At 61.7% G+C, this 17586-nt stretch carries 12 protein-coding genes, 2 tRNA genes and 2 pseudogenes; 7 read left to right on the forward strand and 9 right to left on the reverse strand.

The genetic code is table 11. The features are described from left to right. The first annotated feature begins 51 nt into the window (after nt 1-51). Complete coding sequence (locus ACHMW6_RS23800; protein ID WP_395400470.1) at nt 52-1593, forward strand: methyl-accepting chemotaxis protein; 1542 nt, start codon at nt 52-54, stop codon at nt 1591-1593. Here the strand turns inward: ACHMW6_RS23800 and ACHMW6_RS23805 are convergent. Both ACHMW6_RS23805 and ACHMW6_RS23810 read right to left on the reverse strand, forming a co-directional pair. Continuing rightward, complete coding sequence (locus ACHMW6_RS23805; RefSeq protein ID WP_395408698.1) at nt 1580-1894, reverse strand: glycoside hydrolase family 95-like protein; 315 nt, start codon at nt 1892-1894, stop codon at nt 1580-1582. The two genes, ACHMW6_RS23800 and ACHMW6_RS23805, sit on opposite strands and share 14 nt — an antisense overlap. After that, nucleotides 1886-4041, reverse strand: a pseudogene (locus ACHMW6_RS23810) (glycosyl hydrolase family 95 catalytic domain-containing protein); the annotation flags it as partial. The gene ACHMW6_RS23805 and the pseudogene ACHMW6_RS23810, both read right to left, overlap by 9 nt. A gap of 228 nt (nt 4042-4269) precedes the next feature. On the opposite strand from ACHMW6_RS23810, the gene ACHMW6_RS23815 reads away from it, so the two are divergent. Next, complete coding sequence (locus tag ACHMW6_RS23815) at nt 4270-6111, forward strand: tetratricopeptide repeat protein (protein WP_395400472.1); 1842 nt, start codon at nt 4270-4272, stop codon at nt 6109-6111. A gap of 3 nt (nt 6112-6114) precedes the next feature. Here the strand turns inward: ACHMW6_RS23815 and ACHMW6_RS23820 are convergent, their stop codons facing one another. Then, nucleotides 6115-7287, reverse strand: a complete 1173-nt coding sequence (locus tag ACHMW6_RS23820; protein ID WP_395400474.1) for a hypothetical protein — start codon at nt 7285-7287, stop codon at nt 6115-6117. 84 nt (nt 7288-7371) lie between these two features. Next, on the reverse strand, nt 7372-8022 hold the full coding sequence (locus ACHMW6_RS23825; protein WP_395400476.1) for a hypothetical protein: 651 nt from the start codon (nt 8020-8022) through the stop codon (nt 7372-7374). Between the two features lie 526 nt (nt 8023-8548). On the opposite strand from ACHMW6_RS23825, the pseudogene ACHMW6_RS23830 reads away from it, so the two are divergent. Then, nucleotides 8549-9771, forward strand: a pseudogene (locus tag ACHMW6_RS23830) (IS110 family transposase). Nucleotides 9772-10011: 240 nt separating this feature from the next. Then, nucleotides 10012-11481, forward strand: a complete 1470-nt coding sequence (locus tag ACHMW6_RS23835) for a serine hydrolase (RefSeq protein WP_395400478.1) — start codon at nt 10012-10014, stop codon at nt 11479-11481. A 37-nt stretch (nt 11482-11518) separates the two neighbouring features. Here the strand turns inward: ACHMW6_RS23835 and ACHMW6_RS23840 are convergent. Beyond that, nucleotides 11519-11594: transfer RNA gene (locus ACHMW6_RS23840), tRNA-Asn, on the reverse strand. Nucleotides 11595-11653: 59 nt separating this feature from the next. Then, nucleotides 11654-13840, reverse strand: coding sequence for a TonB-dependent receptor (locus ACHMW6_RS23845; RefSeq protein ID WP_395400480.1), 2187 nt, complete (start codon nt 13838-13840; stop codon nt 11654-11656). 342 nt (nt 13841-14182) lie between these two features. On the opposite strand from ACHMW6_RS23845, the gene ACHMW6_RS23850 reads away from it, so the two are divergent. Both ACHMW6_RS23850 and ACHMW6_RS23855 read left to right on the forward strand, forming a co-directional pair. Further along, on the forward strand, nt 14183-14806 hold the full coding sequence (locus tag ACHMW6_RS23850) for a TonB-dependent receptor plug domain-containing protein (protein ID WP_395400482.1): 624 nt from the start codon (nt 14183-14185) through the stop codon (nt 14804-14806). After that, entirely contained in the window at nt 14736-15629 is an 894-nt protein-coding gene (locus ACHMW6_RS23855; protein ID WP_395400484.1) for a hypothetical protein, read from the forward strand. The genes ACHMW6_RS23850 and ACHMW6_RS23855 overlap by 71 nt, the downstream gene beginning before the upstream one ends. Here ACHMW6_RS23855 and ACHMW6_RS23860 read toward each other — a convergent pair. Next, nucleotides 15604-15960 carry a hypothetical protein gene (locus ACHMW6_RS23860; RefSeq protein ID WP_395400486.1) on the reverse strand — a complete coding sequence of 119 codons (357 nt, stop codon included), beginning with the start codon at nt 15958-15960 and terminating at the stop codon, nt 15604-15606. The genes ACHMW6_RS23855 and ACHMW6_RS23860 overlap by 26 nt on opposite strands. Here ACHMW6_RS23860 and ACHMW6_RS23865 point away from each other — a divergent pair. Further along, nucleotides 15917-17128: a TonB-dependent receptor domain-containing protein gene (locus tag ACHMW6_RS23865; protein WP_395400488.1), complete on the forward strand. Its 1212-nt coding sequence runs from the start codon at nt 15917-15919 to the stop codon at nt 17126-17128. The genes ACHMW6_RS23860 and ACHMW6_RS23865 overlap by 44 nt on opposite strands. Before the next feature lie 76 nt (nt 17129-17204). Here ACHMW6_RS23865 and ACHMW6_RS23870 read toward each other — a convergent pair whose 3' ends face one another. After that, a complete protein-coding gene (locus ACHMW6_RS23870; protein WP_395400490.1) occupies nt 17205-17405 on the reverse strand; it encodes a hypothetical protein in 201 nt (66 codons plus the stop codon). A gap of 67 nt (nt 17406-17472) precedes the next feature. Beyond that, nucleotides 17473-17548: transfer RNA gene (locus tag ACHMW6_RS23875), tRNA-Asn, on the reverse strand. Between the last annotated feature and the right edge of the window lie 38 nt (nt 17549-17586).

The raw sequence follows: 17586 nt of genomic DNA on the forward strand, positions 1-17586 counted from the left end.
GCGGTATATTGAAACGCACAAAGAGAAAACACTTATCGGGGAGACAAGATAATGAATCAATTGAAGATCTCGGTGCGTCTGTTCCTGCTGGTCGGCTTCATGTCTCTGCTGCTGGCAATCCTTGGCGGCATTGGGCTGTACGGCACGAGCAAGTCCAACGAGGCCTTGCGGGCGGTGTACGAGGACCGCACCGTGCCCACCGCCTACCTGGCTTCCGTCAACCGCCAGAATCTGCGCAACCGCATCGCCCTCGCCTACGCCGTACTCGATGCAAAACCTGAAGCGATCCCCGCCACGCTGAAGCAGATCAGCGAAAATATGGATGTTATCGACAAGGCCTGGAAGTCCTACCGCGCCAGCCATCTGACCGAAGAAGAAGGCAAGCTGGCGGCAAAATTCGAAGAAACGTACGGCAAGCTGCTCACCGAGGGCATCAACCCCGCCATCTCCGCGCTGCAGGCTGGAGACCTGGACAAAACCCGCGAATACGTGGTGCAAAAGCTGCGCAAGCTGAATACACCCGTCGCGGAAACGCTGGATACGTTAATCAAACTGCAAACCAGCATCGCCAAGGACGAATACGACGCCGCCGTTGCCCGTGGCGCCACCCTGCACACCATCTCCCTCGCCTCTATGGTGATCGGTATCGTCCTCGCCTGCTTTGTCGGCTACCACCTGGTGCAGAACATCACGCGCTCCATGCACGCGGCGGTCAACGCAGCGGAGGCCGTGGCAAAGGGCGATCTGGGCCGCCAGATCAAGGTCGATGGCAAGGACGAAATCGCGCAGCTGCTGAACTCCCTGCAGCACATGCAGGCCTCGCTGGCCGGCGTGGTGCGCCAGGTGCGTGACGGTTCCGATGCCGTGCTCAACGCCTCCACCGAAATCGCCCAGGGCAACCAGGACCTGAGTGCGCGCACCGAAAGCCAGGCCAGTGCGCTGCAGGAGACGGCAGCGTCGATGGAAGAGCTGAACACCACGGTGCGCCAGAATGCGGACAATGCGCGCCAGGCCAACAGGCTGGCGCAGGAGGCCAGCGCGGTGGCGGCGCAAGGCGGCGAAGTGGTGTCGCAGGTAGTCGATACGATGCGCGGCATCAGCGACTCCAGCCACAAGATCGCGGACATCATCAACGTCATCGACGGCATCGCCTTCCAGACCAATATCCTGGCCCTGAATGCCTCGGTTGAAGCGGCGCGCGCCGGCGAACAGGGACGCGGCTTTGCCGTGGTGGCAGGCGAGGTACGTTCGCTTGCCGGCCGCAGCGCCGAAGCGGCGCGCCAGATCAAGAGCCTGATCACGGACAGCGTGCAGCGCGTGGAATCCGGCGCCAACCTGGTGGACAAGGCTGGCGAGACCATGAACGAAGTCGTACAAAGCATCCGCCGCGTGACGGAAATCGTGGCCGAAATCAGCGTTGCCAGCAGCGAGCAAAGCACGGGCGTGAGCCAGGTCGGCGAGGCCGTCACGCAGATGGACAACGCCACCCAGCAGAATGCCGCACTGGTGGAGCAAATGGCGGCCGCCGCCAGCGTGCTGCGCGACCGCTCACAGGAACTGTCTCAGTCGGTGCGCGTGTTCAAGCTGGCCTGAACTCTGCACGCCCGCGCGCGTCGAGCGTCACGCCGGCGACGCGGCCCCGATAGCGCACCGGCACCGTGGTGCCGGGCTTACCGCGCAGCGCCAGCCGCTTCAGCTTCCCGCCAGTCCATTCCACATCCGCCTCGATGCCGCCCCGTGCACGCACCCCGTACACGGCGCCTTCCGGCCATGCCGACGGCAGCGCCGGCAGCACATGCACTTCCCCGCCCCACGATTGCAGGAACATTTCGAGGATGCCGGCCGTGCCGCCGAAGTTGCCGTCGATCTGGAACGGCGGGTGGGCGTCGAACATATTCGGATAGGTGCGCTCCGGGCCGAGCAAGCCAAGCAGGATGGAGTGCGCGCGGTCGCCTTCGCCCATGCGCGCCCACAGGGCCAGGCGCCAGGCGGTGGCCCAGCCGGTGGACTTGTCACCGCGCGTGTTGAGCGTGACCTTCGCCGCCTTCACCAGTTCCGGCGTGTCGCGCAGATTGGCCTGCTCGGACGGATACACGGCGTACAGGTGCGATACGTGGCGATGCTGTTGCTCCGGCGCTTCGGCGTCCCAGTCTTCCAGCCATTCCTGGAACTGGCCCTGGGCACCGATGCGATCCGCCGGGAGGCGCGACTTTGCCGCGGCGACGGCCGTGGCGAATTCGGCGTCGCTGTCCTTCAGCAGGCCGTGCGCGGTCAAGGTATTGGCGAACAGGTCGCGCAGGATCTGGCGGTCCATGGCCGGACCGGCGCAAATGGCCACATCGGCCGGGTGTTTGTTTTCGGGCGAGATCGAGGGGGACGTGACCAGGCCGCGTCCCTTCGGGTCTTCGACCAGCGTATCGACGAAGAATTGCGACGCGCCTTTCAGCAGCGGGTAAATGCGGCGCAGCCATGCTTCGTCGCGGTGGTAGTCGTAGTGGTCCCACAACGTCTTGCATAGCCACGCGCCGCCGCTGGGCCAGATACCCACAGCGGGCCATCGATCGGCGCCGAAGCGCGCCACAGGTCCGTGTTGTGATGGGTGACCCAGCCGCGCGCGCCGTAGCACTTCTGCGCAGTCACGGCGCCGGTGACGGCCAGGCCTTCGACCATGCGCAGCACAGGTTCCACACATTCGCCGAGGTTGGCCGGACCGGCGGGCCAGTAGTTCATCTGCGTGTTGATGTTGATGGTGTACTTGCTGCCCCACGGCGGATTGGTGCCTTCGTTCCAGAGTCCCTGCAGGTTGGCAGGCTCGCTGCCGGGGCGCGAACTGGAGATCAGAAGATAGCGCGCGTACTGCACGTACAGTGCGGCCAGCGCCGGATCGTCGGCCGTCTCCGCTGCCGCGATGCGCTCGTTTGTCGGCTTGCCGCCCAAAGTCGCCGCGCTCCCCGCACCGCCCAGCCGAATCGACAGCCGCCGGAACAGCGCCTGATGAGCCTTCACGTGATCGTCGCGCAGGCGCGCATAGGTCTTGCGGGCCGCCGCGCTGGTCTGGCCGCGCACCCTGGCAACCGGATCGCCGCTCACGTCATCAAAGTTCACATAGCTCGTAGCTGCGCCGATCAGCAGCGTCACATTGCGCGCGCCCCGCACTTGAAGGCGGTCGCCTTCGACCGTAACTTTGCCGTCGCCCACAGCCTGCACGCGCACCGCATACTTCAGCGCCGCCAGCACGCCCGACGATTCAATATTGCGCCCCTCAATCAGCAGCGCGCCATCCCCGTCCGCGTGCACCACCAGGCCCGCCGGCCGTTCCCCCGCCCGCAACGCCTCGCGTTCACTAGCCGCGCCCGCAGCGCCAGGCGCACTGGCCGCCTGCGCGCCACCCGAGCCGTCGTACTTGGTCTCGCCATACTTAGCTTTATCCGGATGGCGATAACCCACATCAAAGTCCAGCGTCCCGCCACCGGACGCGGTCAGGCGCATCACCACCACCTGATCCGGCTGGCTGACAAAGACTTCCCGTGAATACTTCGCGCTGCCTGCAGCAAAGCGCGTCAGGCAAATCGCCGTATCCAGGCTGAGGGAACGACGATAGCCGGAGGCAGCGAGCGGACGCACAAAGTCCAGCAAAAGATCTCCGGCCGCGCCATAAGGCATCTGCTGGTGCGCAATCATCTTGGAGCCGCACAGATCATGCGCTTCCTTGAACTTGCCTTCATCGATCAGCGCGCGGACGCGCGGCAGCGCCGCCAGCATGTCCGTCGGATTCGAATCGTTCGGACCGCCGGCGAACAAGGTGTCCTCATTCAGCTGCAGGCGCTCCTGGGCCACGCGGCCATAGACCATGACCCCCAGCCGGCCATTCCCGACCGGCAGCGCCTCCAGCCACGGACCGGCGGGCTTGTCGTACCAAAGTTCGAGATCCTCGCGATTGCCGCGCGCGGTGGCGGTCACCGTCGCCCCTGCCAGCCCCGGAAAAGCCGCCGCCAGCCCAAGCGACACCATCAACTGCCGCCGCGTCACATTCACGCCCATCCTGCCTCCTTATCTTATAAATCCGAAAATTATCCAACTCAAGCAGCTGCGAAGACCTATCACTTATTTCACGCAAACTATGCCAAAAATGCTATGTATTCACAGCACCACGCCAATAGCGAAAACCGCCATCGCCACTTATATTTTTTCTCACGCCACGGCACGGGGCTTTGCGGCTGCGCACCTGTCGTTTAGCATCGTCTGGTTAAAAAGGAAAGACTTGTGCTGATGAAGAATCCCACCATGCCGCCCCGCCCTGACGTGATCGATGCCTTGCGAGGCGCCACAGCCATCGCCGCGCTGACCCTGCTGTGCGCGCACACGGCCAGCGCCCAGCAGGCCAGCCCGGCGCCGGCAGAGCAGCGCATCACGGTCCAGGGCCAGAAAAACCCGTCCGTGTGGTTCAAGGCAGAAAGCCAGCACTTCGTGGTTTATTCCGACGCTTCCCAGCCGGACGTCGCCGAGCTCTTGCACAATATGGAGCGCCTGGATTTCCTGCTGCGCGTCTATACCAGCGCCTACTTCAAGGCCCAACCGCGCGAACCCAAGCTCACCCTGTATTACCACAACAAGGTCGGCGCCCTGGCCGAGCACGCCGGCAAGGCGCCCGCCGACGCCATCGGCCTGTACAACAGTTGCAGCGGGGGCGTGCAGGCTGCCGGCGTAAAGCTCGACCCCATTGTTCAGATCGAGAATGCGCGCCTGATCACGGCCCCGGCCAACGACACCCTGTCCTTCCTCTTCGAAGGCTATGCCCGCCACTTCCTGTACCGCCATACCGACATCCGCGCGCCGCTCTCGTTCATCGAGGGCTTCGCGCAGTATTTTGCCAATGCCCGCTTCTCCGACAATCAACTGGTCGTCGGCAAAACGCCCCTCAACATCGGGCGCTACCTGAACTTCATCGAAGACGGCCACCGCTACAGCCTGACCTATGCCGACGTGTTCGACGACAACGACAGCAAGGGTCACAATTACGCAGGCGAGGCCGGGGTCAAGCTGGAATTCACGGCCCGTTCGTGGCTGCTGACTCACTTCATGCTGTCTTCGGAAGAGAACCGCACCCGGCTGGCGCGCTACCTCAACCTGGCCAACGGCGCCGTGTCCAACGCCAAGGCTTTCGAAACGGCCTACGGCATCAAGCCGGACCAGCTCGGCGAGATACTGTGGCGCTATCGCCGTACCTCTGCCCAGGTAATGCAGGTGGCAGTGCCCACCCTGCCCACCGCCCAGATTACATTTACCGGCCTGCCCGACGCGGTGACCAGCTATGTGATGATGGATGCCAGGCTGAGAGCTTGCCCCAGCCGCGCCACCGGCGAAGCCCTGCTGCGCAAGATGATCGCCAATCCCGGCGGCACCCCCAATCACCCGCTGGCCCGCGCCGCACTCAGCCGCGCCCAGATCGACTGGGGCAATCCGCAGGACGCCATTCCCTACCTGAGCACGCTCGTCCGCGAAGACAAAGGCAATTCAGAAGCCCTTTATCTGCTGGGCCTGGCAAACCTGCGCATCGCGAGCCAGCAACAGGGCGCCGCCAAGGCCAGCACGCTGGAAGCTGCCCGCCGTCACCTGGTCGACGCCGTCAATGCCGACGCGGCATCGGCCGAACCGGCTTATGCATTGCTCCGCAGCGAACTCGATTCCGGCGAGGAGCTCACTGAAACAGCCATGACGGCCGCGCAGCTAGCCTTGAGCAATGGACGCGAAGTCAGCGAATACGCCCGCGCCGCCGCACTCATGCACGCTTACGCCGGCAACAGTGCCAAGTCGCGCCAGGCTCTCAATATGCTGGCCCACAACCGGCGCGATCCCGCCATGGCCGCGTGGGCCACCGAATGGCAGGAGCGTCTGTTGGCCGGGGTAGACCGCAACGAACTGCTGGCCGAACTGCGCCGCCTGCCCGCGCAGGATGCCGCGTTCAAGGAATGGACGATTGCGAACGATAGCGTCATGCAGGCAGTCGTCAGCGGCGCCGGCGTCGAAAACGCACGTCACTATCTGCAAGGCCAGCCCACCAACTTCGAGAGCCCGGAAAAGTCGATCAACAACACGCCATTTACCCGCTGAGGACTATGCCGGCGGCAATAACGCCGCCAATGCGTTTGCATAGGCGTTGCGTGCAGTCTGGTTAATCGCCACATCACGCTGCAATTCCGCAAGCTTGGCGTCGGTCGCTTGCAGCATCGCCAGTTCTCGGCGCGCCGCTTCGGAGAGGCTGGACAGGCTATATTCAACGCCGTCGATCTTAATGAATTCACTGGTGCTCATGTTCTGGACCTTCGTGGCAAAGGAAATGTGTGTGGAGTGAACCGTGATTGGCCGCAGCGCAGTCTCGGGAAGCAAAGTATCGTTGATCGCCGCCACAGACCTGATGACATCAGCAATGCTGCGTCCGGAGACATGCCACCGCTTGCGGCGATAATCCCGGCAGGCGCGCAACGCCAGGTCGCGCCCATGCTCCGGATTGTCCGGCAGCGTCCCGGCGATGTCTGCCAGCCCTGCCCTGGCTCTTTTGAACAAATCAGACGGCATGGCTGCATCGCACAGCACCGCCTCGCTCGGCTCGAACCGCCCCGTCTGCGTCAGCGACACCATATACAAGGTAGCCTCGCCCAGCATCACCCGGCCGTCCACCGCGACATAAAGCAGCGGACAATACGGCGCCCATTCGGGCAGCAAATGGTTCGGATAAACCTGCACTTGCCAGTAGCGCTCTGCGACGCGCGCAAAATGCCTGTAGTCGGCAATCGGTACGAAGCGCGCTTCGGTGAAGGGAAGTATTTCCACCTTGGGCTTGGTGGGCGTCACGGTGTCATTGGAGACATCCAGATACAGCGTTCCCAATTGAAAGGCGTTCTGGAAGAATTCGCCGCGCAAATCGCCCCAGACCTGGCGCAACTCGCCTCCCGCCCGGCGAAACGCCAGGAAGGCCGTTCGCCCCGACTGAGCGGATGGGCTCAACGCCAGCGTATGCAAGTCCTGCCGCTGCAACTGCCGCTGGGCGGCCTGGGAGATTTCCAGGCATTGGCCGTAGGGATACGGCCGCCCCTTCTTGATGGGCAGCGAAAACTCCAATTGCGCATCGACTTGCGACCGCACTGCCAGAAAAAAGGCTTCCAGCTCAGTCAGAACCGGCAACAGATGCCGCTCAGTCAGCACCGCCTGACGTGATTGATCAACCAGTCGCGCCTCGTTCGGAAGCAGGACGCGGCGATCAGCAATCGAGGTCGAGAGTTTATGCAAGTAAGCCCTGGCAATATAGGTTCAGAGAGAAATATATTACCAAAAGTACAAAACCCTAAGTGCAGGGCCGGGCTTTTAATTGATTCATGACGGATTGCCGGGAGAACGGTTCGCCGCACGGCGCTTGCGGCGGCCATCTCGTCCGCCGCCGCTCTTGCGCTGCATGCCATTGCTATTCATTGCAACCGGAGCGTCCGGCGCGGCTGGCTTGGTTTGGCGTGGGGGCCGCAGATCAAAACTGCGCCTACCGCCAGCCGCGCCGGGGGCTGCGCGGCGCTCCGCAACGCGCCGCTCCCGCTCTTGCGACCGGCGCTCGGCCAGAGCACTGTCTCCAATCAGGCGCGCTATCGCCGCTATTCGCGCTGACCGGCAGACATCGGCCAGCAGCCATTCTTCACTGCCGGGCAAGCAGAGCCAGACGGCCTTCCATGCATTGCGATTGCCGCTGCCCTGAAGATTTGCAAAGCGCGACGGCGACATCGCATGCTCGCCATACTTGATTTCGCCGCCTTCCACCTTCGCGAAATATTTGTGACCGCCAAAGCTGGCGCGCAACCGTGTTCCATCGGGAAGGAAGACCTGCTTCCATTGGTATCCGGTCCCGGACGGTTCCGCTGGCTGCGCCTCGGCCGCCGCTGCCGGCCGTACGTAGTTGCGTATCGCCTCGCAAATAAACGGCTCCAGTGCTAAAGAATCCGACCAGCATTGGCCGGTGAATTCGCCCAGGGTTTCCAACAGATCGCTGGGCAAGCGAATCGGGTAATGGAGCGTAGACATGATGGGTCTCCAAAAGTCGGTTTTACTAAGCGCTACTACTTCCTTCCAATGCCTGCTAAAACGTACTGGCTGTTACTAAAATTTCCCTTCAGAACGCGAATCGGCACTAAATGCTTGTGGCCTGTGTTCATTGGAGTGGGGCAGCGCGAATTAGTTCCCCGACTAGCGCAAACTCCGACGCAATAGCGACGACCAGCACGGAGTAGCAAGGGATATCGCGTTTTAGTAACAGGCATGGCGGAGCACACCGCCGCCCCGGAGGATGAAAGAAACTAGACTGGGGAGAGAAAGCGGCGGATCGAGATCGTTGTGTTTTTTGGCGGTCAGACCCCGTTAGTAACATGATCCCTTGACCTGATCCGTACCCCGGATTGCTTCCTAGAGAGCGCACGCTAAAAAGGCCGTGGGCGCTTCGGTGCCCTCAGGCAGACTTCAGGCCACATCCGCCGCTTTCCTCCATCAGTGTAAAACAGCGGGAGGTCATGTGGAACTGCAAACACTCTACAAACGCGTGATTGGCCTGGATGTGCACCAGAGCCAAATCACTGCCTGCGCCTTAATTGAGGAAGCCGACGGTACGCAACGGATTGAGCAGCGGCAATTTGGTGCCTTCAAGCGACATCGCCAGGAGCTCGCAGCTTGGGCAGCCGCTCTGAAGCCTGACGAAGTCGTGATGGAAAGTACCGGCATTTACTGGAAGAGCCCTTATGCAGCGCTGGAAATGGTGGGCATTCAGGCCAAAGTGGTCAATGCGCGTCACGTCAAGAATGTCCCTGGGCGAAAAACCGATGTGGCAGACGCGCATTGGCTGGCCATGCTGGCGCGGGCAGGCCTGCTACGCGCCTCTTTCGTGCCACCCACTGCATTGCGCGAATTGCGTCTTATCGCGCGACAACGACAAAAACTGGTTGGCCAACTAGCTTCGGAAAAGAATCGCCTGCATAAAATACTGAGCGATGGCGGCATCCGCCTGAGTGTCGTCGTCAGCGATGTGTTTGGACAATCGGCCCGTGCCATGGTCAAAGCCATTATTGTAGGTAAGGCGCCCCATGAAATACTCGATCTGGCTGGGCGCCGCTTTAAAGCCAGCAGAGAAGAACTGTTCGACGCTGTGCAAGGAGACTTGAGCCGGAGTCACCGCTTTGTACTGGATGAGCTAATGCGACATATCGACGAAATTGAGGCACGCATCGCTCGCTTCGACGCACGCCTGCTCAGCGAACTGGCCAATGAGCAGCCCAAGCTAAAATTGCTGCAGACCATGCCCGGTATCGATCTAATAGGCGCAGCCATGCTGCTGGTAGAAATCGGTACTGACATGTCGCTGTTCAACAGCGCTGACCGCCTCGCCTCCTGGGTGGGTATCTGTCCGGGCAATAACGAATCTGCTGGTAAGCGGAAAACTGGCAAGGCCGGCAAAGGCAACAACTACATCCGTCGCCTGCTGTGCGAGTTTGCACATGCTGCCAGCCGCACCAAATGCGTCTTCAAATTGAAGTTCAAGCCATGAAATTGCGACGAGGGTATAAGCGCGCTATCGTCGCCGTCGCTCACAAGATGCTGCGCACCATCTATTACATCCTCAGGCGCGAACAACCTTATCGCGATAGCAGTGCCGATTATGAGGCCATGTCGGTGCAGCGCAATGCCCCGCGCTGGTTCAAGGCGCTCAACAAATTTGGATACATCAAGCCAGTTCAAGCCTGATTGCCGTCCGAGTTAATACCACACTGGCCTTTGGTGAGTCAGGTACTAGCTCGCCCTGATACCTGATTCTTTCACGCTAAAAACCGAAAAATCAAGTGCCCCTCCCTATACGGGCGCGGCGCGCGGATGGCCCGATTTTTGCCGTCTATTCCTCGTTTGCCGGCTTTCGTCGCGCAGGAATTGGCTGGCCGTGGCCGGTCGCGTACAGTCACGCACATACCAACTCCAAGGACTCTTCCAATGAAGCCTATCCGGATCGCCCTGGCCGCCGTGCTCGCTTGCCTGGCGGGCGCCGCCGCGGCAGCAGCGCCCGACAAGCGCGTGCAGGCACTGGACCGCATCGCCACCAGCTACCACGCCCTCGGCCAGCTCGATGGCGCCGTACTGGTCGCGGACAATGGCAAGATCGTCTACCAGCGCGCCTTCGGCCTGGCAAACCGCGAATGGAACGTGCCGCACACCACGCATACGGTCTTCCGGATCGCCTCCCTCACCAAGCAGTTCACCGCCACCCTGATCCTGCAACTGGCCGAACAAGGCAAGCTAAGCCTCGACGACAAGATCGGCCAGTACGTGCCGGAGCTCGCGCCGGAAATCGGCAACCGCGTCACCCTGCACCAATTGCTGAACCACACCTCAGGCATCGTCGATTACGCCAACTTCCCCGGCTTCTGGGCCAATCGCCTTGGCGAAAAAGTGCCGAAGGCGGACTTCCTGGCGATCATGAACCGTCCGTTGGAATTCGAACCGGGCAGTCAGGGGCACTACAGCAGCTCTAACTACACGCTACTGGGCTGGGTGGTTGAAAAGCAGACCGGCAAGCCGTTCGGCACAGCGCTGGACGAGATGATCCTGCACCCGCTCGCAATGCGCGAAACCGCCTACGACGCCCCCGACCGCATCATTCCGCACAAGGCGTCCGGCTACGTGCGCGCGCTTGGCTCCTATCAGCCCGCCGCCCCGCTCTGGATTCCCAACGTGGGCGCCGGTGGCGGCGTGGCCAGCACTGTCGGCGACTTCTTCAAGCTTGATCGTGCGCTGGCCGGCGACAAGTTGCTCAAACCCGAATCGAAGCGGCTGATGTTTACGCCTTATGTCAAGGACGACGTCTGGGGCGACCTTGGCTACGGCTACGGATGGCTGATCGGCACGCGCACCATTGCCGGCAAAGCCCGCCTGGTGCATGAACACGGCGGCAACGCCAACGGCTTCCGCACGCTCGTTACGCGCTATCCGGAGGACGGCAAGCTGGTGCTGATCTTCCTCAACGAAGGCAATGGCAACAAAGGCCCGGAAATCTACAGGATGCGCAGCGATTTCAGCGACGCACTATACGGCAAGCCTGTCGCGCCACCCAAGCCGTCGCTCCACGATTTGCTGACCGCGGAAATCCGCCGCAAAGGCGACGATGCCGCGCTGGCAAACGTCACCGCCCTCCTCGCGCGCAGCGGCAAACCGGACGATGGCAACGGCCTGAACATGCTGGCCTACCAGTATGCGGAAGCCGGCCAGCCCGCAACCGGCATCGCCGTCCTCAAGCTGGCCGCCAGCCTCTTTCCGCAAGACGGCAACCTGTACGACTCGATGGGCGAGCTCTACCTGGCGCAGGGCGACAAGGAAAAAGCCACGGCCGCCTACCAGCGCGCCGTCGAACTGGAACCGAAGAACACCAACGCCGCCGAGGTACTGGACAAACTGACAAGGAAATGAAAAAAGCCCCGTGATCGCTCACGAGGCTTTTGAATTCTGGCTCCCCGACCTGGACTCGAACCAGGGACCTGCGGATTAACAGTCCGTCGCTCTACCGACTGAGCTATCAGGGAAAAGAGGCCATATCATATACAGCCTCGAACCGCCTGTCCAGTGTCAGGCGGCAAGTCCTTTAGAAGGAACCTTTGAACTGCACGCCCCACTGGCGCGGCTCGTTGGTGAAGCCGGTCAGGTTGTTGAAGTCGATGGCGCCGGTGATGCGCTGCTGGTCGGTGATGTTGCGGCCGAAGACAGCCACTTCATACTTGCCGCCCTGCCAGTTGTAGCCCACGCGGACGCCGCCTTCGGTCAGTGGCTTGCCGGTGAATTCAGCTGCTTCGTACAGGAAGAAGTTCACTTTCGAGCGCCAGGACCAGTCGGTCAGCACGAACAGGTTGCCGTCGGCCAGCGGGTAGTTGTAGCGGGCGGTGGCGTTCAGGATCCACTTCGGCGCCTGCGGCAGCGAATTGCCGTCGATGACGACACGGCCGGCCGCGTTGATCGGATCGAGCACGGTGCAGGTCGGGCACTTGTTGACGGACAGCGCAGGATCGCGCAGTTCGGTGAAGTTGTAGGAAGCCGATGCGGACACCTTGAAATCGTTGGTGACGAAGCCTTCGATTTCGCCTTCCACGCCGCGGCCCTTGGTCTTGGCTGCGTTGATCAGGCGGGTCACGTTCGAATTGCCGCCGACCACGGTCAGCTGCTGGTTCTTCACATCGTAGTCGTACACGCTCAGGGAAGCGCGGGCACGGCGGTTCCACAGGTCGGCCTTCACGCCGGCTTCGTAGGACGTGATGGTTTCAGCGTCAGCCACGGTGATCGGCACCGAGGTCGAAGCGGCAGCGATGGACGGTGCGCGGAAGCCGGTCGCAACGCGGGCGTACACGCTCACGTCGCTGTTCAGCTTGTAGGTGCCGCTCAGGTCCCAGTTCAGCTTGTGCTTGCTCTCTTCGACACCGCGCGGGCCCACCAGCACGATATTTGTGGCTTCCAGCGTGTTGAACTCTTTCTTGTCGTTGGTGTAGCGCAGGCCGCCGCGCACGGTGAACGCGTCGTTCACGGCGTAGTTCACGGAACCGAAAGCCGCCCAGGCCTTGTTCTTCTGCTGGGACTGCACGCGGCTGGTACGGGTGCCGGCGACGTTGTAGTTGTCCTGGCCGGCGGTGCCGTCTTCGTCGAAGTAGTACAGGCCGGCCTGCCAGTTCAGCGGACCAACGTATTTCGATTCGACGCGGAATTCCTGCGAGTACTGCTTCAGGTCAGGCACGAAGCTGGCGGTCTCCACCTGGAACGGCACGGCCGGTGCATTGGTCGGGTTGCCGCCGTCGATGTCGCCGCGCGAATCGTACTTGCTGATGGTTTCGTAGCCGGTGATCGAGTACAGCTTGTGCTGGCCCAGGTCCCAGCTCAGGCGGACGTTGGCGCCGCGGGTTTGCAGGCGCTGGCCTTCCTGGCCATTGATGGCGATCTTCTCGTCATCGTAGCCGTCCACGAAATCGTTGGTGCCCTTCTTGATGATATTGGCGCGGAACAGGCGGGAGTTGCCGGTCGTGGTGCGCTGGTGCACGTTGAACAGGGCGTTGAACTGGCCGTTCGGCTGGTACAGGAACTGCACGCGCTCGGCGTGTTCGTTATAGCCTTCCAGCGCATCCTTCTCGCCGGTGAAGGTGTTGGAGACGTAATCGTCACGGTGGCCGCGCAGCGTGGAAACGCGCATTGCCCATTCCTTCGACAGCGGAATATTGGCCGCGCCGTCGATATTGGCGGTGCCGTGGGTGCCATAGGACAGGTTGTAGTAACCCTCGATGCCCTTCAGCGAAGGCTTGGCGGATTCAAACTTGACCACGCCGGCCGGGGTGTTGCGGCCGAACAGCGTGCCCTGCGGGCCGCGCAGCACTTCCACGCCGGCCAGGTCGAACATCGGGAAGCCCTTCAGGATCGGGTTTTCCTGCACGATGTCGTCATAAATCAGGGAAACTGGTTGCGATGCAAAGACGCTGAAGTCGGCATTGCCGTAGCCGCGGATGTAGAAGCGTGGGAACACGCGGCCGGTCGAGGATTCGATATTCAGCGACGGAGTCTTGCCAGCCAGTACGCGAATGTCCTGGCCGCCGGACAGCAGGATGTCCAGCTTCTCATCCTTGATCATCGACACGGAGACGGGAACTTCGCGGATATTTTCAGCGCGGCGCTGAGCGGTGACGGTCACCACTTCCAGCTTGCCGGCTTCCGGCTGTGCTTCCTGCGCGATAGCGGCCAGGGGCATGACTGCGGACAGAGCCAGGAGACGTTTGTGCATCTTGGACAGTTTGATCATTCTGATTCCTAGTTGTTCATGAAGGTGATGTCTCCTGTCCTCCCTGGTCTTGTCGCCGAGTAAAACTGGTATTTTTTAACATTTAATGCTGCCTTATCAAGCAGCTTAAAAAATGAGCGCGCATTATATACCCGCTATACGATTTCAGCCATACGACGCTTGGCGATCTATGCTAAGTCAGCGCAACCAGTGAGCGCTGTTCGCCGCACTCCTTTCGGTAACTGTGTCACAGAACTGCAACAATTCTTAACTTAATTTAACAATTTTTTTGCATTGGTTTCACATTGTTGCGATAGTCATGCGGCTCTGCAAAGGGCAAACACGGCGGATCGATGATCCGTCGTGCGTGCGCCGTCCGCGGCGCGAATCATTCATGAATCGCACGGAGTAATTTTGATCAAGCATCCCAGCCTCAAGCAAGGCGCACTTGCCATCATCCTGGCATTCGGCGCAAGCGATCTGGCCCTGGCTCAACAAGCAGCCACCCAGCCAACCGCAACTGTCTACGTTACCGGCTCCAACCTGAAGCGCACCGCCAAGGAAACAACGAGCGTCGTCCAGACCATCACCGCGCAGGACATCAAGGACACCGGCGCGGCCACCGTCCAGGAACTGATGAAACTGATCCCGGCAATGGGCAGCGACGGCAATTTCGACACCACCGACGGCGGCTTCGCCCGCGGCGCTTCCACGGCATCGCTGCGCGGCCTGACCTCCACTTCCACCCTCGTCCTGCTGAACGGCCGCCGCATGACCCCGGGCGCCTACGCCGACCCGAACGACGGCAACTCCACGATGTACGATCTGAACAGCATTCCCGTTTCAGCCATCGACCGCGTGGAAGTCGCTGAAGGAAGGCGCGTCCGCCATTTACGGTTCCGACGCCATCGCCGGCGTGATCAACTTCATTACCAAGTCCAGCTACAAGGGCGTGGAAATTGCCGCCCGCTTCGGCGCCAACGATGATGGCGAGTTCGCGCGCAAAGGCGTGAGCGTTCTGTGGGGCAAAGGCGATGTGGAAGAAGATGGCTACAGCCTGTTCGCCACCCTGGACGTTGCCAAGCGCGAGCGCACCGCCCTGCGCGATGCCAAGGATGTGGAATTCGAGCTGTACCAGAAACTGAACGGCCGCTTCGCCACGCCATACGGCAGCACCGTTTCCGCCTCGCCGGTGTTCTACCGTGAAAGCGGCAACGGCACGAAAAACTTTGGCGTGACCCAGACCACCCGCGACCAGCGCCTGCGCATCACCCTGAACTGCGATCCGTCGCAGCAGCTGACCGGCAGCCGTGCCATGGGACTGTCCGCCGCGTCCGTATTCATCGACCGCAAGTTCTGTAACTACGACCTGCCTTCCACGCTGGAAGCGCAGAGCGCCGGCAAGGATTACAACTTCCTGTCGCATGGCGAACTGAAGCTGGGCGGCGACTTCCGCGCCTATTCCGAAATCTCGTTCAACCGCAGCGAGCGCGAATATACCGGCGCACCGCGTACGCTGGGCCAGACCTCGGTCACCAACTTCACCTCTACCGGCGTCGCCGATCCCTTCCAGGTGATCCTGCCGATCGGCCATCCGGACAACCCGTTCACCGATGCCCGCGCGTCGGTCGGCTACCGCTTCGAGAACCTGCGGGCGGCACGAAGAACGTCAACGATAACCTGCGCGCCCTGGCTGGCATCCGCGGCAACCTGGGTGGCTGGGACGTCGACAGCGCCCTGCTGTGGAACGAAGCGCGCCGCAAGGACACCACCAACGGCCAGCTCTACCTGCCGACCCTGCGCAAGCTGAACAGCGGCACCACGCTGGCCCAGCTGGCAGCCGACCCGACGCTGGGCCGCGACGTCACCTCGAATAACAAGGCATCGATCACCCAGCTGGATTTCAAGGCCAACCGCCAGTTCGGCCAGTTGCCGGGCGGCGCCATGGGCGTTGCCCTCGGCGGCGAAGTGCGCCAGGAGAAATCGACCTGGTGCCGGATGAGCTGGTCGCCAGCGGCAACATCCTGGGCCTGGCCAACACCATCCTGCACGGCCAGCGCACGGTGAAGTCCGCCTTCGCCGAATTCGAGCGCCCCCGTGCTGAAGACGGTCGAGCTGTCCGCCGCCGGCCGCGCCGACAAGTACACCGGCCTCGACACCAACTACGTGCCGCAGCTGGGCGCGAAGTGGACGCCGGTCGAATCCTTCGCCGTTCGTGCGTCCTACAGCCGCGGCTTCCGCGCTCCGGCACTGAACCAGACCACGCCGGGCGGCGCGCAGTTCTTCCTGTCCAACCTGTACGATCCGAAGCGTTGCCAGACCGACGAGGAAACCCCGAAGCCGGGTGCGACCGAGCAGGATTGCAACAAGTCCGCAGCCGGCACCGGCGGCGCCAATCCGGACCTGAAGCCTGAGAAATCCCGCAGCTACTCCTTCGGCTTCGTGCTCGCGCCCGCATCCAACATCGGCGTAACGGTCGACTGGTACCGCATCCGCAAGGAAGGCGAAGTGATCCTGGGCTCGGCCTTCGACGCGCTGAAGAACGAAGACAAGAACCCGGGCAACGTGGTGCGCGACACCAATCCGGACAACTTCGTGACCGATGCGAACGGCAACAAGATCCCGGGCACCGGCCCGCTGCTGATGGTGCGTGAGCCATGGCTGAACCAGGGCGCCACTGAAACCAGCGGCATCGACCTGGACGCAAGCTTCCGCAACAAGCTGGGTGCTTACGGCGCGCTGACCACCAAGCTGTCGGCCACCTATGTGATCAGCTACAAGATCGCGCAGAACGCAGGCGACATCGAGCACAACACGGTTGGCCACGATCCGGGCCTGTGGGACTGGAACCTGTCCAACAACACCCGCATTCCACGCTTCAAGTTCAACATCGCTTCCAGCTGGAGCTTCGGCGACCACGCTGTGAACGCGTCGGTGAACTACGTGGGTCCGATCTCGCTGATGCGCGGTTATAACGCCGATGTGAAGTACGATCAGCCGTTCTGTCACTATGGCAAGCGCCAATCCACGGACGCGGAAGCGAACCGCGACACCACCGTGCCGCTGTACGAGGACTACTTCCCTGAGTGCGAAGTGAAGAGCTGGACCACGGTGGGCCTGGGCTACACCTACACCGGCTTCAGGAACGTTACGCTGAACCTGAACATCCGCAACCTGTTCGACAAAGCCGCCCCGTACTACCCAGGCGCCGGCGTCAACAGCGCAGCCACCCCGCAGAGCGGTTATCTGCAGGGCCTGCACAACAACCAGGGGCGCTACTTCACCCTGAACGCACGCTACGTGTTCTAAGCGTCACTTTTCCAGCGGGCGCCCGGCCCGCTGGCGGCCGCATCCTGTCCGCATTGCCGGGGTAGGACGCGCCTGTTCAGGCCAACGCTTCCTTGGCCGCTTCCTCTGGCGTCAAGCCCTCGTAGAACAGGTCCGTGAACCATTCCACCTGCTCTTCGATATGCTCCTGCGCCTCTTCCTGCGTGGCGCCGCCTTTTACCAGCCAGCCTTCCACTTCGATGCACCACTGGATGAGTTCCAGGGTTTCCGGATCGAGTTCTTCCTTCTTCTTTGCCATAGCAAACCTCTTCAATACGCACAAAGCAAAAAAGCCCAACCGGGGATGGCTGGGCTTTTTCTAATTCTGGCTCCCCGACCTGGACTCGAACCAGGGACCTGCGGATTAACAGTCCGTCGCTCTACCGACTGAGCTATCGGGGAAAGGAGGCCGAATTATATACAGGGTTTCGGGATCTGCA

It is taken from the genome of Pseudoduganella sp. UC29_106 (genome assembly GCF_044055365.1).
Classification (GTDB): Bacteria; Pseudomonadota; Gammaproteobacteria; order Burkholderiales; family Burkholderiaceae_D; genus Rugamonas.